We start from the raw sequence: 15,170 nt of genomic DNA on the forward strand, positions 1-15,170 counted from the left end.
CCTTATAGTCAATAATAGCTGTATCAAGCTCTGGACATACATTACAGCCCTTACACGAAGCACGACGGCAATCGCCTGTAAGATTTGCTTCTACCGCTTGTTCCCACTCGCGTTTTAGGAATGCTTTACTTACCGTACAGTCTAGATGATCCCAAGGTAATGGCTCATCAAAGTCACGTGTGCGGCGCGCATAATAGGCTGGGTCCAAACCACAATCAGCGAAGGCTTTCAACCAAGTTTCATAGTTGAAGAACTCAGTCCAGCCATCGAATTTACAACCCGCTTCCCAGGCTTTTACGAGAACGTTAGATAATCTACGGTCCCCACGAGCAAAGGCTGCCTCCATGTAACCAGTATAACCATCATGGTAATGATAGGAAATATTGCGATTATTGATGAGAGACTTCAAGTAACGTTGTTTACGATGAATTTCCTCTACATCTTGTTGACCATACCATTGGTACGGAGAATGTGTTTTTGGGACGAAGAAGGATACGCTGACAGTGACAGAACCATTGCGTTTACCTGTAATGTCACGATGTAAATCAAGCACCTTATAGGCCAAATTAGCAATACCTGCGAGATCTTCATCTGTTTCAGTAGGAAGGCCCATCATAAAGTACAGCTTAACTGTATTCCAACCAGATTTAAAGGCATTTGTACACGCTGCCAATAAGTCTTCTTCGCTAACGCCTTTGTTAATAACATCGCGCATACGTTGTGTACCGGCTTCAGGAGCAAACGTAAGACCACTCTTACGCACTTGTTGCACCTTTTTCGCAATATCAATGGAGAAACTATCGATACGCAAGGATGGCAAGCTTACGCTCACTTGTTTGTCTTTGAACTCTTCCATGAGCATGTCTACTAGCTCAGGCAATTTAGAGTAGTCCGCAGAGCTTAAGCTCATCAAGGAGATTTCATTATACCCAGTATTGGCAATCGTGTCCTTAGCGATTTGTAACAAACGTTCTGGTGTCTTTTCACGAACAGGACGGTATAACATACCAGCCTGACAGAAACGACAACCCCGTGTACAGCCGCGGAACAGTTCTAATACTGCCCGGTCATGCACGATATCCAAGAATGGCACTACAGGTTTTGTAGGGTAGAACACATTTTCTACATCTTCTACGATGCGTTTCTCTACAGCTGCCGGTACATCTTCAAAGCGAGGTGTAATAGATTTAAAATCACCTTGCTCTGTATATTCCACATCATATAATGCAGGACAATAGGTACCAGGAATTTGAGCCACTTTACGCAAAAACGCCTCTTTACCACCGGGGAAACCTTTTGCTTTTTCAGCTTTATAGAGGTCGATAAATTCATCGCCCCATTCTTCGGATTCACCAAGAGATACAATATCAAAGAAATCTGCAATAGGCTCTACATTAAATGCACATGGACCACCACATACGAGTAACGGGAAATCCATATCACGATCTTTAGCGTACATAGGAATGCCAGCCAAATCGAGCATATTCAAGATATTAGTAAAGCTCATCTCATATTGAAGCGTAAAGGCTAGTACATCAAAGTCTTTAATAGGCGTACGAGTTTCCAAAGAAAATAAAGGAATGTTGCGCTTGCGCATCTCCTCTTCCATATCGTGCCACGGTGCAAACACACGTTCCGCTGCTGCATCATCACGACGGTTTACAAGACCATATAAAATTTTGATACCCAAATGGCTCATGGCCACTTCGTATACATCTGGAAAAGCTAATGCCATTGTTACATCAACAGTGCTGTGATCTTTTACGATACTGTTATATTCGCCGCCCGTATAACGAGCAGGCTTTTGGACATGTTGTAACCATGACGTATCTAATTGAATCATACATCCTCCGTCTTTTCTGAAAGACTTCTTTCACAATCAATCCTATATATAGGTTATTTAAAAAATATATTTCGTCCGTTGCATTGCGATATTTAACAAAATACCGATACTCAACATATTCGTAGTCAATGCACTAACACCATAACTAAGGAATGGCAATGGAATACCAGTAACAGGCATAATACCAATTGTCATACCTACGTTTACGAGTACCTCAAAGGTAAACATGGTGGCAATACCTGTAGCTAATAACATACCAAAATTATCATTACACATATACGCCACTTTAATGCTGCGATAAATAAGCATAAAGAGTAATAATAATACTATGATACAACCTACAAAGCCAAATTCTTCACCAATAACGGAGAAAATAAAATCCGTATGGTTTTCTGGTAAGAAGTTCAACTGACTTTGAGTACCATTGAAGAGTCCCTTACCAAAAATCAAACCAGAACCAATGGCAATCTTAGATTGAATAATATGATAACCAGATCCAAAGGGATCAATATCTGGATTTAAAAATACGAGAATACGTTGTTTTTGGTATTCTTTCAGTACAAACCAGCCTAAAGGCATCAATAATAAACCAGTGCCCGCAATGATTTTTATGAGTCTAGTTTTAATGCCAGAGATAAATAGCATCCCCACAAAAATGGCAATGTACACAAGAGATGTACCTAAGTCAGGTTGTAAGAATACAAGCGCAATAGGCACCCCAACATATAATACAGGCATTATTAAAGACTTAAATGTATCTAACTTGCCAATACGGGGCTCTAGCATTTTGGCCATACAGATAATCATCAATAATTTAGAAAATTCTGATGGCTGAATGGTAATAGGACCCAATTGAATCCACCGTTGAGCACCCAATGCAGATGTACCAACAGCCATAACAGCAATTAACATCAAAAGAGTAATGCCATAAATGATATTGCCCCAATCCTTTAATCGATGATAGTTAAGGAATTGCATGCCTATCACAACAGCTGCATTAGCAAGGAAAAATATAAGTTGCTTTACTACTAAACTACCAAATCCAATAGGCTCTTGATTAACATGAGTTGCACTGCCAATAGCTGCTAAGCCAATGCAAACTAGTAGAAAAGTACATATGATAATAGCCCAGTCGCTATCATTCCATAGTTTCCGCCACATCATATCACCTATTTCAATTTACGACGGCGCCATAAACTTTGCTTACCTTGCACTAATAAACGCTGAGTAGTCCATCCACCGCGATTAATATACAAAACAGTATTTGAATCCCCAAAGATAGACTCACCAGCTGAAGCAAGAGTCGGTGTACATGCTTCTTCTTTAGCCGCTTTTTTCTTAGTTACATAGGCATCAAATTGTTTTTGTACATCATAATCTTCCCAACAATCACCTGTTACAACATAGTCTACAAGAGGTGCTAATACATTACGAAACTCATGAGAAGCAAGGTCTAACAAATGACCATCTTGTGTATATGTTAGGATATCTTCGTCATAAGGAATCATAGCCCCTACATACTCGGCGCGAAGGACTTCCAACATATCATATAAATCTATGTCTTCACTATCTACAGGCACTGCATTAAAGGCAATAGCAAAGTCGCGAATATTATGTTCTTGACACACTTGAATCATACGCGCCCCATTGCGCAAGGATACCCACAATGGATGTGTCACAACGATACAACGACTCACAAGATCTAAAATTGACTCAATGCCCTTACCAATCCCTGCTGGTGCATCGATCAAAATATAGTCATATTCATCACAAAGCCGACGAACTAATTTCTTATACTTCTTTCGACCTATATCTTCCCAACGTGCACTTTGACTAGCCGGTAAGAAATCTAGATTTTCTGCAATTGATACAATAGCATCATCTGTATATTCTTTATCTTCACTCGCATCAAGTGCATCATAGATAATTTCATCTGCCACGCCTAACACGAGATCCAAATCGCGCAATCCAAAGTCCCCATCACAGAGCAATACGCGGTGCCCTGCATGACTTAAGGCTGCACCCAAGCATGCAGTGACAGTCGTTTTACCTACGCCACCCTTACCGGATACAACACCAATGATTTCGCCCATACTAATCCTTTCTTGGTTGCCCACTTGTTACTGCATTCTGAGGTTTCTGCCCATTAGACGTATTCCCTACAGTTGCACTATCTTTATTACTTTTAGTATTTGTGTCATTCGTTTTTTTATTTAATGGCACATTGAAATATGCAGCTAACACATCTCGTACGATTGGACCTGCAGAGCCCGCACCAAAGCTACCTTGTTCAACAAGTGCAACCACAACAATTTGGGGCTTATCATATGGTGCATAGGCTACAAACCAACCATGATCCCGGCCATGTGCGTTTTCCGCAGTACCAGTCTTACCAGCTACATTAATTGGGAAGCCTTTAAATAAGTCCCCTGCTGTACCACCTTCGTTTGTAACATCACGCAAACCTTCTCGAATAAGGTCCATAATATTTTTGGGAACTGGTAGAATACCTAATTTATCAGGCCCGAAAATCTCTTTCGGAGTGCCATCTTTATTATCAATACGGCTTACCACATAAGGTTTATATTTAATGCCACCATTAGCTACTTCGCTGAGCAAAACAGCCATTTGCAATGGCGTAACTAAGGTAAAAGATTGACCAATAGCAGCATCGAAGGTTTCACCTAAGTACCAATCTTCATCATATACTTTTCGTTTATACTCAGGGCTTGCCATAATGCCAGACGCCTCACCTGGTAAATTAATACCAGTCTTTTCACCAATGCCAAAATAAGCAGCATATTTATCGAGATTTTCTATACCAACGCGATTACCCATTTCATAGAAGTAAACGTTATCTGACTTAGCAAGCGCTCTATTAAAGTTAAGCCATCCTAAGGCTTCACCTTCTGCATTTCGCTTATCGATCAACCAGTGCTTACCACTGTCAAAGATCATCTCTTCAGGAGTGACCTTTTTAAGATCTAACGCTGCTGTACCAGTAATAATCTTAAATGGTGATCCTGGAGGATATTCACCAGAAATAACCTTATTATCAAATGGATGATTTTTATCATTATTCAGCTGATTCCATTGAGCAGTTGTAATCCCTTTAGAAAACCAGTTTGGATTAAATTCAGGCGCACTGACCATAGCTAAAATAGCTCCTGTATTAGGGTCCATGGCCACCACTGCTGCCCCTTGTGCTGGAATCCCTTGCGCACGCAATTGATTGAGCTGATTCTTAACAGCCTCTTCAGCGGCCTTTTGAAGATTTACATCAATGGTTAAATGAATATTAGCACCTGGCACTGTATGTTTTCTATCTACCTCAGCCACAGGACGACCTGTAGCATCTACCTCAACTTGTTTACCACCATCAGTACCACGCAAGATAGAATCATATAATTTTTCGAGACCAGAACGCCCTAAAATAGTACCGCCACTTACCAGTGTATTAGGGTCTTGCTGTTTTAGCTCTTCTAATTCCTCTTCACTCACTTCACCAACATAACCAAATAATTGAGAAGCCATCGTTTCATATGGATAGTATCGAAGTGGCTCAACATCAATGGTTACCCCTGGTAATTCATGACGATGCTCTTCAATGGTTGTCACTACGTCCATAGAAATATCATTAGCAATACGTATTGGCTCATAACCATACTTGTGATCATTAACCTTCTTTGTAATATCTTCAGGCTTCATTTTTAATAAAGCTGCCAATTTAGCAACTTCACCATCATCCAAAGCCTTTCCGGTAGGCATGATAGATATAGTATAGGCAGGTCGAGAGCCTACAAGAATTTGACCATTACGATCATACATAACGCCTCGTGCTGCAGTCATCGGTACCATGCGCAATCGGTTGCCTTCCGCCTTGGCTTGATAATAGCCACCAGCCAAGATTTGTAGCATAAACAAACGCAATGCTAACACTATAAATATGCCCGCTACAATGTAAAAGAGTACATCAAAGCGACTCGTTTTTCTTCGTTTATAGAGGCCTTCAAGCACTCTTTCACCCCCTTACTAATTTATTACCAAATATAATCTTGCTGTTCGTCCTTACGCCACAATAATCCATGTACGATGGCAGCCAATAGACCGTTCCAAAATAGTACCGGTATAACCATATGCCACATATATAATCCTATATGTAAATCCCCGCCACTGGCCAATATCATTAAGCTGCGGATAAATCCATCAAGCAATGTACAAATGGCTACAATAGCACTGGACCAATACCAACGTTCTTCATAGAGTCGATGTTTCACTGCGGATAATAGGTAAACCACAAGAACGTAAGGGAATAAATGGAGCCCAAAGAAGTTAGATATCAATACATCATGTACAATACCACCTATAACAGCTGCCATCAGACCCATATAACGACCTTTAAATAGTGTGACCATAACAATGATGGTCAAAATTAAATTTGGTAACCAATTCGTATGAAAAATAGCAGGCAATAATTGGGCCTGTATAAAGTAAATTAAGAATCCACAGAGGACTAAAGCTAGACGCATCATGGTTTAACGGCCCCCTTTGCCCCTTCAACTTGATCCCGTTGTGTTTGAGGTACCAGTTTAGGCTCAAGCCCTGGTTTTGGTGGTGCACTTACGGAAGATGATGTAAGGACAAACACCTCTTCTAAACGATAGAAGTCCACACTTGGTGTAATTACGGCATTCTTTACAAAACCTTCTGTATCATTTTCGATGGACTGTACATTACCAACAGGCAATCCTTTAGGATAGATACCACCATACCCAGAGGTGATTAATTTATCCCCTACTAATACATCACCATCACGGGCAATATTTACCATTAATGGCGTACGAGGTGAGTCACCATTACCTTTTACGACTCCAGATAGGCGAGATTCAGGACGTTGTACAATAACACCGATTGCACTACGTGGGTCAAGAATGGTTTGTACTCGAGAAGAGTGAGGGTATACATCGGTAATAAAACCAACTACCCCACTTGGCACAACGACAGCCATATTGACAGCCATCCCTTCTTCACTACCCTTATCGATAGTGAAAGTATTTGTCCATGTGCCGTAATCCTTTGTAATAATGCCGGCTAAAGTCATGGAGAATTCCGGATGATTGCTCTTATAGTTGAGCAATTGACGAAGTCGAATATTTTCTGCTACTACTTCATCATAGTTAACAACCTTTTGTTCTAATGCAGCCTTGCGAGATGCTGCCTCATCACTTTCAATAGTTGCAGAAATAGCATTATTGAGCACTGTAAAACCGGTTTGTACACCGTCAAGCAAACGGGCAGATCCATAAGCAAATGGTGTTGTAATACCTTCAAGAGTGACAGTAACAAAAGGAATACTAGTTCGTTGTTTCCATGCAAATCCGAGCAACGCTAATAGGATACAGCTAATGACAACAACGATAATTAACTTTTTATCTGACTGTATCATATTAGTCTTGGCCCTTTCTATTTTTAGAATTCACAATAAAACGTGATAAGCTCACCAAGTCAGATGAAGCCCCGTTAAGGCCCACAACGACTTTTGTGTCGGGTGCATCTGGAACATGAACAGGCACACCTAACTCGCCCCCAATACGCTCAGCCAAACCCGACAATTGCGCAGTACCACCAGTAAGATATATTCCATATTGCATAATATCTGCTACAATCTCAGGTTCAGCGGAACGAATCATTTGTTTCACTTCATCTAAAAGGCCAGCAATACAGTCATTTACAACTTGATATACCTCTGACTGATGAATAACACAACGTCTGCCTAAGCCATTCATCATATCACGGCCTTGAAAGGCATATTCCGCATCTTCTAAAGGTGCCATAGCAGTCCCTACTGTATGTTTAATATCTTCTATAATTTCTTCAGAAACGATAACCCCAAAACACTCACGTACATAGCGTAGCAATGCATTATTGATATCTGAGCCACCGAAGCGTATGGTTTTACTATCTACAATGCCGCCCAATGAAACAATGCCCATATCGACAGTGCCACCACCAATATCAATGACCATAGATCCACGAGCTTCAAAGATAGGTGCACCGCAACCAATGGCTGCAGCGACAGGTCGTTCGATAAGAAATACTTCGCGTGCTCCCGCCTGAATAACAGCATCCATCATCGCTCTTTGCTCAACGTCGGTCATCCCACAAGGAACACCAACAAGAACTCGAGCACGGCGCAATGCATTAGACACTTTATTCAGAAAATAGTTAAGCATCGTGTGCATAACTCGATAGTCCACAATAAATCCATCTTTTAAAGGTGTTAAAGGGCGCCACATATCGGGCATACGCAATACAAGACGTGCCGCTTCATCCCCAACGGCTACTACTTTTTCTTGTTTTGTATCAGTTGCTATAATCGATGGTTCGCTTATAACAGTCCCTCGCGTCCCCCCCATGAGGCGCGTTTGTATGGAACCAATATCTATACTTACATCTTTTCCTAGAGTAGGTAAAATGGAACTCATAGTAAAATCTCCTTCATTACATCATCATTCCATTTTACCACATATAATACGACTTTATCTATTGAATAGAAAAAGCACTCCTATAATAATGTATACATCCCTTCACTGAATAAATCAGAAAGAGTGAACTCATTATTATGAGTGCTTTTACTATTAATGTGTGCATTTTCTAACTAAGTTTACCTATTTCACTAAGGCTAGTGAATTCATTATCACCAATGATAATATGATCTAACACCGGTATTCCCATAAACTGACCTGCACTGACAAATAACTTGGTAAGCCGTATATCTTCGTCACTAGGCCGGCTATCGCCAGATGGATGATTATGTATTAAGATAATGGCTGCCGCATTACAAGCTATGGCCTTCTTAAAAACAGCTCGCTGCTCTACGAGGCTAGATACTAAACCTCCATTCGAAATATGTTCTAACTGAATCAACTTATTCCGAGACGTTAACATAGCTGCCGCATTTAGCTCGCGTTTTAAAATTTTCACGCCCTCGCGCACGTAGGCGCTCATCTCAGACCACGTTTGCTCGTCTAGGCTTTCGATATTATCGGTATGCACGTAAGGTATCACCATAAAGTGCCCAGGCGTATACGGGTAGAGATTCATGATGCCAAAACACCGCTTTGCGCGAAACAAAACGCCAGTCTGCGCGTCTTTTTCCGGATGATTTACGACGTTGCAAAAGACGCAACCCTGCTCCTTTTTACCGAAATATTCGCTCCTCCACGGCGCGCAAATGTGCTCCATCTCAGCCCTCCTTTACGGTTTTTACGGCTTTTGCCAAGTCCTCTTGCCTCATAAAATGCTCGCCTATCAAAAACGCGTCGGCTCCTTGCGCGTGTAGCTCTTTTAGCTGCGAGTGCTCGTAGATGCCGCTTTCTGCGACTATGACGCTTGCGTTTTTGATTTTAGAAAACAGCTTCTCGCAAAGACTCATATCCATCTCAAACGTACTTAAATTTCGGTGATTTACCCCAACTATCTTTGCGCGCGCGAAATTTGACTTTTCTACATCCTCCTCGTCGTGCGTCTCGACCAAGGCCTCAAGCCCCAAAGAGCGCGCGTAATCAAGTAGCCGCTTTAGCTCATCGGCACCAAGAGCCTTCGCTATAAGTAGGATAAAATCGGCTCCGTAAATGAGCGCCTCTAAAATTTGATACTCGTCTACGATAAAATCCTTGCGAAGTAGTGGCAGCGAGCTTGCCTGCCTGATGGCCGCCAAATACTCCAAATCTCCTTTAAAAAAATGCGGCTCGGTTAGAACCGAGATAGCGTTTGCGCCGCCTTTTTCATACTCTTTTGCTATCTCTACGGGCGCAAAATTTGGCCTTATTAGCCCCTTGCTAGGGCTTGCTTTTTTAACCTCGGCGATGATGCGATACGGCTCGTCTGCGCTGCTTTTTAGCGCCTTTACCGCGTCTTTTATCTCGCGCGGATTTTTCGCCGCGAGCTCTTGTAGTTTTTTAAAAGGCGTTTGCGATTTTCGCAAAGCCAAGTCTTCTTTGGCTTGCTTGATTATTTGATCTAGTATCATCTTTTACCCTTTTTTAAGCACTCTTTGATAGCGTTTATATGCTCTTTGCCCTCGGGCGAATTTACAAATTCCTCGTCGTGCAGGACTTGTTGCATTATCTCGTCGGCCTTTTTGCACTCGCCTAGCTTATAGTATCCCCACGCTAGCGAGTCTAGATAAAACACGGATCCCGGCTCTAGCTCGAGGGCTTTATTTACCAGATCTATTCCCTTTTTCGCGTCTATATCGTGGTCGATGAGTAGGTAGCCGTAGTAGTTTAGATATAGTGCATTATTTAGTTTTACGGCCGATTTTTCAAAGTTGGCGATCACTTGTTTGAGGCTATCTTTATCTATCTTTTTGGTTTGTTTATCCGTATCTCTTTCGTACTGATATATCGCCATTTTGGCTTGATATTCGAGATTAAAGCTCTTATCGAAAGCCTCCTGCGCCTTTTTGTATGCCTTGGCAAAATCCCCCGTCGCGGCGTAAAGATCCATCAAAGCATCGTCGTTATATGAGTATTTTTGTAAAAATTTGATCGCCGCGTCGTAGTTTTTTTGAAAAACATAGACGCCGAGCGCTTTTTCGAGATAGATTTTTTCTTTCGTTGTTTCAAAAAGACCCTCGTAAACATCGATCATATCTGAGTAGCGGCCGTCCTGTGCGTAGATATCTACTAGCGCCGTGCAAGTCTCGACCTCGCAGCCGTCGATACGGCGCGAGCTCTCTAGCTGCCTGATCGCCTCTTTTTTGTCGTTCATTTTATTGTATAAAAGATCGACTATTCGCAGTAGATTTTCCACGCTCCTATCCAGCTCGTACGCGCGCTCTAGCTCGCCCAGAGCGGCTTTGTTATCGTTTTGCATCGAGTAGACGGCAGAGAGCATGACATGGTTTTTAGAGACGTCCTCTTTTTTGACGAGATCTTTCATTATCTTTGCGGCTTCGTCTAGTTTGTTTTCGCTCATCAAATTTGCGCCCTGTATACGAAGCACGTCCACGTCGTCTTTTAGCACCTTTTGGCTGAGCGCTAAAATGCTTTTAAAATTTACGTTTTTAGAAAAAAACGCGAGCCTGAGCGCCTCTTTTAGATAGTCCGTGTTTTTAGTTTTTTCGTAAAGCTGCTCGTAAAGCTCGGTCGCCTCGTCGTGTTTGGCGTTTTCCACCGCCAAAAGCGCCTTGATAACGTATAAATTCTCGTCAAAGCCGTCTTTGGCGGTAGCAAAACAAACAAGCAAGGCCGCCAATATAAATTTTAAAATCGCCTTATTCCCGCGCATTCTTTCTCCAATTCATTGATTTTATCCTTAAAATAGTCCCAAAACGGAAAGGTGCGGCACTGGCTCGGTCGAAAGTCGTAAACCGAGCAGTTTTTTGCCGTTTCGTCAAAAAATACGCACGCAAATCCACCGTCGTAGGGCTTTTCTTTGAGGCTAAATTTATATCCGAATTTATCCAAAAATCGTGATCTAAACTCGTCTTCTCTCATTTTTAGATGCTCCGCTAGCGCTGAAATTTCTGCCGAGCTTATCCATATATAGCCGCTCTCGCCGGTGCAGCATTTACCGCCGCACAGCTCGCACTTGCTAGCGTCAAATTCATAACCAAAGCCGCTTCGTCTTAGCAAACTCACTCCGCCGCGTCCTTGCTTTGCGTATTTGCAGTAGCGAAAATTTCAACCGCCTTTTTACTATAAACGCCGCCTTCAAAAACAAAAATCGGCGGTAAAATTTGAGTCAAGGATTTTGAGCTTTTTTTAGCCTCGATTAGGGCCAAATTTGCCGCGCCGTCCGCTTTTGGATACACTAAGCAAAGCCTAGTAAGCGTAAATTTAAACTCGCTCAAACAAAGCAAAATTTCAGATATACGCTTAGCGTCGTAGCAAAAGCTAAAAACTCCGCGCGGCTTTAGGAGCGAATTTGCGCTACCCGCAAGCTTACTAAGAGGTAAATTTTCGCTATATCTAGCGGTGCGAAGGTGTTCGTTTTCGCTTTTTTTCGCGCCGTCGTGATAAAAAGGCGGGTTTGAGACGATGAGATCATATCTTTTTTCGCTCTTAAATTTAGCAAAATCAGCCGTTATGAACTCGGCTTCAAGTCTGTTTTGGCTAGCGTTTGCGCCGGCTAAATTTACGTTAGCTTCTAAAATATCAAGCAAGCTAAGCGAAATTTTGGGAAAATCGCGCTTTAAAAGTAGCCCCAAAATACCGCTACCGCAGCCAACCTCTAGCACCTCGCCGCGCACTCCGCCCTCACGGATAAAGTCATACAAAAACATCGTATCGCTGTTGTAGCGGTAGCCATTTTTGGGCTGAGTGATTATCATCTATATACCTTGATGATAAATCCTTGCTTATCCTGAGAGGTGATGATGTCATTGCTGTACGATATGCGCGAAAAGTCGCCGAATTCATCTTTTATCATCTCGCCGGCAACCTTGGCGCGCTCCTTGCCGATACCGAAATTTGCGTATGAGTCGATTTTTTCAAGTTCGTCTTGCGGGATCACTTTTGCCGCTTTTGACGTTGCGATAAAGTTACCGCGGCTAACTATCGGCGTGATTTCAAAATAATAATTTGAATTATAATTCTGCAAAAAGTCGCTTACTTTATTTTTGCAAACTTGCGTCGGTCTGTCTGAGCCTGCGCTCATATCAGAACACTCGACGGATGCGATGAAAACTACCTTTTTAGGCACTTCGGCTCTAAAATTTAGCTGGATGATCTTTTTTAGATTTTCATTTTCGCTCATCAGCTCTTCATTTTTGGTTAGTATCTGCGCCACTTCGCCCTTTGCGATGTTTTTTTGCGTACTTGTTTTAGCTAAATTTTCCTTCGTGTCGCTTAGATCTTTAGCTCCGTCTTGTATCTGTTTTCTTAGAGTCGCGAGCTCTGCGTTTTTTTGCGTCAAAAGCTCATTTAAAGCGTCTAGTCGCTCTTTATTTTCCTTGGCTGTTTTGATGTCGTTTTCAACTAAAGTCGTGATTTTGTTGTTTAAAATTTTATAGTTTTGGATATTTTTTTTGCTCGCGGCGATCTCGTCTGCCAGCAACTCTTTTTGAACGCCCAGGGACTCGTTTAGCTCGGCAACCTTAGCCTCCGCACTTTGCAGCGAGCTATCTTTTTGCAAAATTTGATTTTCTAGTTCATAAATTTTACTCTTTAGTTCCGCCACGTTTTGCTCGGTTTCTTGGCGCTCGTTTTTAATCTGATTTTTTAGCTTTTCAAGCTCGGTTTTATATATAGCCTCGTTTTGTTCAATCTCTTTTGCAAATCCTTGTTTTTCTTTCTCGAGCTTTGCGGCTAACTCTTTGTTTGTCGCATTTAGCTCATCGTTTATCGCTTTTAGTTTAGCTTTTGACTCGGCTTTTTTGTTTGCGTTTTCAAGGCTCACTTCAAGCTCGCTTATTTTTTTCTTGTCCGCGTCTTGTTCTTTTTCTAGGGCGGCGATCCTATTTTTAGATAAATTTTGAGCATTTAGAGCCTGAGCGTTGTATTCGCTAGCGATCCTTTTTATCTCGCTATCTTTTAGGCCTAGCTCGTTTGCGAGCCTAGCATTTTCGCTCTTTAGTTTTGCAGTCTCTTCGTTTGCCGTTCTTAGTTCGCTTTCAAATTTAGCCTTACTAGATAGCGCTTCGCTTTTTAGCTCGTCGTTTTGAGCTTCGAGCCGTTTTAGTGCATTTTGGCTCTCGTTTTGCGTTTTAGCGCTTGATTTGTCAAATTCACTCTGCTTTTTTTCAAGCTCGGCTTTTAGAGTTTTGATCTCGCTACGAAGCGAAGTCAAATTTTGCTCTAAATTTTTATTTTTAGGAAAAATTTTAGGTATGTGTTTAACACAATGTAAAATACATTTAAAAATTATTACTTTTAAATGTATTTAGATGTATAATGGAGATAGAAAATATTTTCAAGGAGCACTCATGAAAAATCTAGTCGCTTTTCTAGTTATCCTAGGTATCATCGGCGGTATCGCCCTTAAGTACGTTAATGCCTTCCCCGTACTTGACGAAACGGTCAAGGAAAAGTGGGCTCAGGTGCAAAACCAATACAAACGCCGCGCCGATCTTATCCCAAATTTAGTAAAAACGGTTCAGGGCTATGCCAGCCACGAGGAGAGCGTGTTTAAAGAAGTAACCGAAGCTAGAAGCAAGGCCTCTCAGATGACGATCGACGTTAGCTCGTTAGACGATCCCGCTAAGCTAAAAGAGTTTGAAAACGCTCAAAAAACTCTAGGCGGCGCGTTATCTAGGCTAATGGCAATCACCGAGAACTATCCGCAGTTAAAAGCCGATCAAAATTTCCTCTCCCTTCAAAGTCAGCTTGAAGGTACGGAAAATCGCATCGCGGTCGCTAGAAAGGACTATATCGCAGCGGTCAAGGACTATAACATCGCCCTTCGCAAGATACCGGATAAGTTTATAGCCGCGATTTTTTATCCAGAGCTCAAACCGCGCGTGACGTTTGAAGCAAGCGAAGCCGAACAAAGCGCACCGGACGTATCCTTCGCCAAATAACCCAACCAAGGCACAAAAATGAAACGCATTTTATTTACTTTATTTTGCGTTTTTACGCTAGTTTTGGGGCTTTTTGCGACAAATTTGTTTGCGGCGGAGCAAAATGCCTCCGCTAAAGAGGCTATGAGCCAAATTTTAGATAAAAAGGCTCCCGCTTTCCCTGCCTTAACGGGCAGGGTAGTAGATCAGGCAAGAGTACTAAGCCAGAGCACAAAAGACGAACTAGAAACATTACTAGCTACTCATGAAAACAACACCACTAATCAAGTCGTAGTAGCTACCATAGAATCTCTAGGTAACGCTCAAATAGAAGAGTACTCCATAGAACTAGCTAGACATTGGGGCATAGGACAAAAAGGTAAAGATAACGGAGTAGTATTAGTAGTAGCTCCAAACGACAAACAAGTACGCATAGAGGTAGGATACGGCCTAGAAGGTACTCTAACAGACGCTCTTAGTAGTAGTATCATAAACTACTACATAATCCCAGAGTTTAAAAAGGGCGATATCCAAAACGGTATAAACATAGGCATACAAAAGATAATCGCATTGCTTGACGGGGATGAGGGGGTTAAGGAGGAGATAGAAAAGCAAGACGAGATGCCCGTGGAAGCCTACGGGATAGTAGCGGGCATGTTGATGGTATTTGCTTCGGCTATTTTTGGCGCGGCAGCTCTGCGAATCGGGGCTAGCGCGACGTTATCGGGCTTTATCTCAGCCGTAGTCGCGGGTGCGTTTGGCGTCGAGGATCTGCTTGTTAGAGGCGGGGTCTTGCTCGTTTTTTTCGTGCTACTTTTTTAC

General features: G+C 42.1%; 15 protein-coding genes. 2 read left to right on the forward strand and 13 right to left on the reverse strand.

Annotated elements, in window-relative coordinates; genetic code table 11:
* The 13 genes from Q0200_RS01970 to Q0200_RS02030 form a co-directional block, all read right to left on the reverse strand.
* A partial coding sequence (locus tag Q0200_RS01970; RefSeq protein WP_297937110.1) for a TIGR03960 family B12-binding radical SAM protein occupies positions 1–1,843 on the reverse strand: 1,843 nt, incomplete at its 3' end.
* A gap of 57 nt (positions 1,844–1,900) precedes the next feature.
* A complete protein-coding gene (gene rodA / locus Q0200_RS01975; protein WP_297937112.1) occupies positions 1,901–3,004 on the reverse strand; it encodes a rod shape-determining protein RodA in 1,104 nt (367 codons plus the stop codon).
* Between the two features lie 8 nt (positions 3,005–3,012).
* Positions 3,013–3,936 (reverse strand): P-loop NTPase, encoded by a 924-nt coding sequence (locus tag Q0200_RS01980; RefSeq protein ID WP_297937114.1) that lies wholly within the window; start codon positions 3,934–3,936, stop codon positions 3,013–3,015.
* 1 nt (position 3,937) lies between these two features.
* The gene (mrdA, locus tag Q0200_RS01985) at positions 3,938–5,860 is read right to left on the reverse strand and encodes a penicillin-binding protein 2 (RefSeq protein WP_287539254.1); all 1,923 of its coding nucleotides are present in this window, start codon (positions 5,858–5,860) and stop codon (positions 3,938–3,940) included.
* Between the two features lie 23 nt (positions 5,861–5,883).
* The gene (gene mreD / locus Q0200_RS01990) at positions 5,884–6,375 is read right to left on the reverse strand and encodes a rod shape-determining protein MreD (RefSeq protein WP_297937116.1); all 492 of its coding nucleotides are present in this window, start codon (positions 6,373–6,375) and stop codon (positions 5,884–5,886) included.
* A complete protein-coding gene (gene mreC, locus Q0200_RS01995) occupies positions 6,372–7,289 on the reverse strand; it encodes a rod shape-determining protein MreC (RefSeq protein ID WP_295232062.1) in 918 nt (305 codons plus the stop codon). The genes mreD and mreC overlap by 4 nt, the downstream gene beginning before the upstream one ends.
* Position 7,290: 1 nt before the next feature.
* Positions 7,291–8,328 (reverse strand): rod shape-determining protein, encoded by a 1,038-nt coding sequence (locus tag Q0200_RS02000; RefSeq protein ID WP_297937119.1) that lies wholly within the window; start codon positions 8,326–8,328, stop codon positions 7,291–7,293.
* Positions 8,329–8,497: 169 nt separating this feature from the next.
* Entirely contained in the window at positions 8,498–9,088 is a 591-nt protein-coding gene (locus tag Q0200_RS02005; protein ID WP_297937121.1) for a JAB domain-containing protein, read from the reverse strand.
* 1 nt (position 9,089) lies between these two features.
* Complete coding sequence (gene trpC / locus Q0200_RS02010) at positions 9,090–9,875, reverse strand: indole-3-glycerol phosphate synthase TrpC (protein ID WP_297937123.1); 786 nt, start codon at positions 9,873–9,875, stop codon at positions 9,090–9,092.
* Positions 9,872–11,137 carry a hypothetical protein gene (locus Q0200_RS02015; RefSeq protein ID WP_297937125.1) on the reverse strand — a complete coding sequence of 422 codons (1,266 nt, stop codon included), beginning with the start codon at positions 11,135–11,137 and terminating at the stop codon, positions 9,872–9,874. The genes trpC and Q0200_RS02015 overlap by 4 nt, the downstream gene beginning before the upstream one ends.
* Positions 11,113–11,490 carry a YkgJ family cysteine cluster protein gene (locus tag Q0200_RS02020; protein ID WP_297937127.1) on the reverse strand — a complete coding sequence of 126 codons (378 nt, stop codon included), beginning with the start codon at positions 11,488–11,490 and terminating at the stop codon, positions 11,113–11,115. Before Q0200_RS02020 ends, Q0200_RS02015 begins: the two co-directional genes overlap by 25 nt.
* Complete coding sequence (locus Q0200_RS02025; RefSeq protein WP_297937129.1) at positions 11,487–12,182, reverse strand: methyltransferase; 696 nt, start codon at positions 12,180–12,182, stop codon at positions 11,487–11,489. Before Q0200_RS02025 ends, Q0200_RS02020 begins: the two co-directional genes overlap by 4 nt.
* Complete coding sequence (locus Q0200_RS02030) at positions 12,179–13,639, reverse strand: vesicular transport factor Uso1p (protein ID WP_297937131.1); 1,461 nt, start codon at positions 13,637–13,639, stop codon at positions 12,179–12,181. The genes Q0200_RS02025 and Q0200_RS02030 overlap by 4 nt, the downstream gene beginning before the upstream one ends.
* Positions 13,640–13,775: 136 nt before the next feature.
* Between Q0200_RS02030 and Q0200_RS02035 the strand changes: the two genes are divergently transcribed.
* Positions 13,776–14,369, forward strand: coding sequence for a LemA family protein (locus Q0200_RS02035; RefSeq protein ID WP_297937133.1), 594 nt, complete (start codon positions 13,776–13,778; stop codon positions 14,367–14,369).
* Positions 14,370–14,387: 18 nt separating this feature from the next.
* The coding region (locus Q0200_RS02040) for a TPM domain-containing protein (RefSeq protein ID WP_297937135.1) at positions 14,388–15,170 on the forward strand (783 nt) is incomplete at its 3' end.

It is taken from the genome of uncultured Campylobacter sp. (assembly GCF_938045225.1).
GTDB lineage: Bacteria > Campylobacterota > Campylobacteria > Campylobacterales > Campylobacteraceae > Campylobacter_A.

Excerpts from the sequence above, each read along its gene's own strand:
- Q0200_RS02015 (WP_297937125.1), bottom strand. The coding sequence starts at position 11,137 with ATGCGCGGGAATAAGGCGATTTTAAAATTTATATTGGCGGCCTTGCTT.
- mreC (WP_295232062.1), bottom strand. The coding sequence starts at position 7,289 with ATGATACAGTCAGATAAAAAGTTAATTATCGTTGTTGTCATTAGCTGT.
- Q0200_RS01980 (WP_297937114.1), bottom strand. The coding sequence starts at position 3,936 with ATGGGCGAAATCATTGGTGTTGTATCCGGTAAGGGTGGCGTAGGTAAA.
- rodA (WP_297937112.1), bottom strand. The coding sequence starts at position 3,004 with ATGTGGCGGAAACTATGGAATGATAGCGACTGGGCTATTATCATATGT.
- Q0200_RS02035 (WP_297937133.1), top strand. The coding sequence starts at position 13,776 with ATGAAAAATCTAGTCGCTTTTCTAGTTATCCTAGGTATCATCGGCGGT.
- Q0200_RS02000 (WP_297937119.1), bottom strand. The coding sequence starts at position 8,328 with ATGAGTTCCATTTTACCTACTCTAGGAAAAGATGTAAGTATAGATATT.
- Q0200_RS02005 (WP_297937121.1), bottom strand. The coding sequence starts at position 9,088 with ATGGAGCACATTTGCGCGCCGTGGAGGAGCGAATATTTCGGTAAAAAG.
- mreD (WP_297937116.1), bottom strand. The coding sequence starts at position 6,375 with ATGATGCGTCTAGCTTTAGTCCTCTGTGGATTCTTAATTTACTTTATA.
- trpC (WP_297937123.1), bottom strand. The coding sequence starts at position 9,875 with ATGATACTAGATCAAATAATCAAGCAAGCCAAAGAAGACTTGGCTTTG.
- Q0200_RS02025 (WP_297937129.1), bottom strand. The coding sequence starts at position 12,182 with ATGATAATCACTCAGCCCAAAAATGGCTACCGCTACAACAGCGATACG.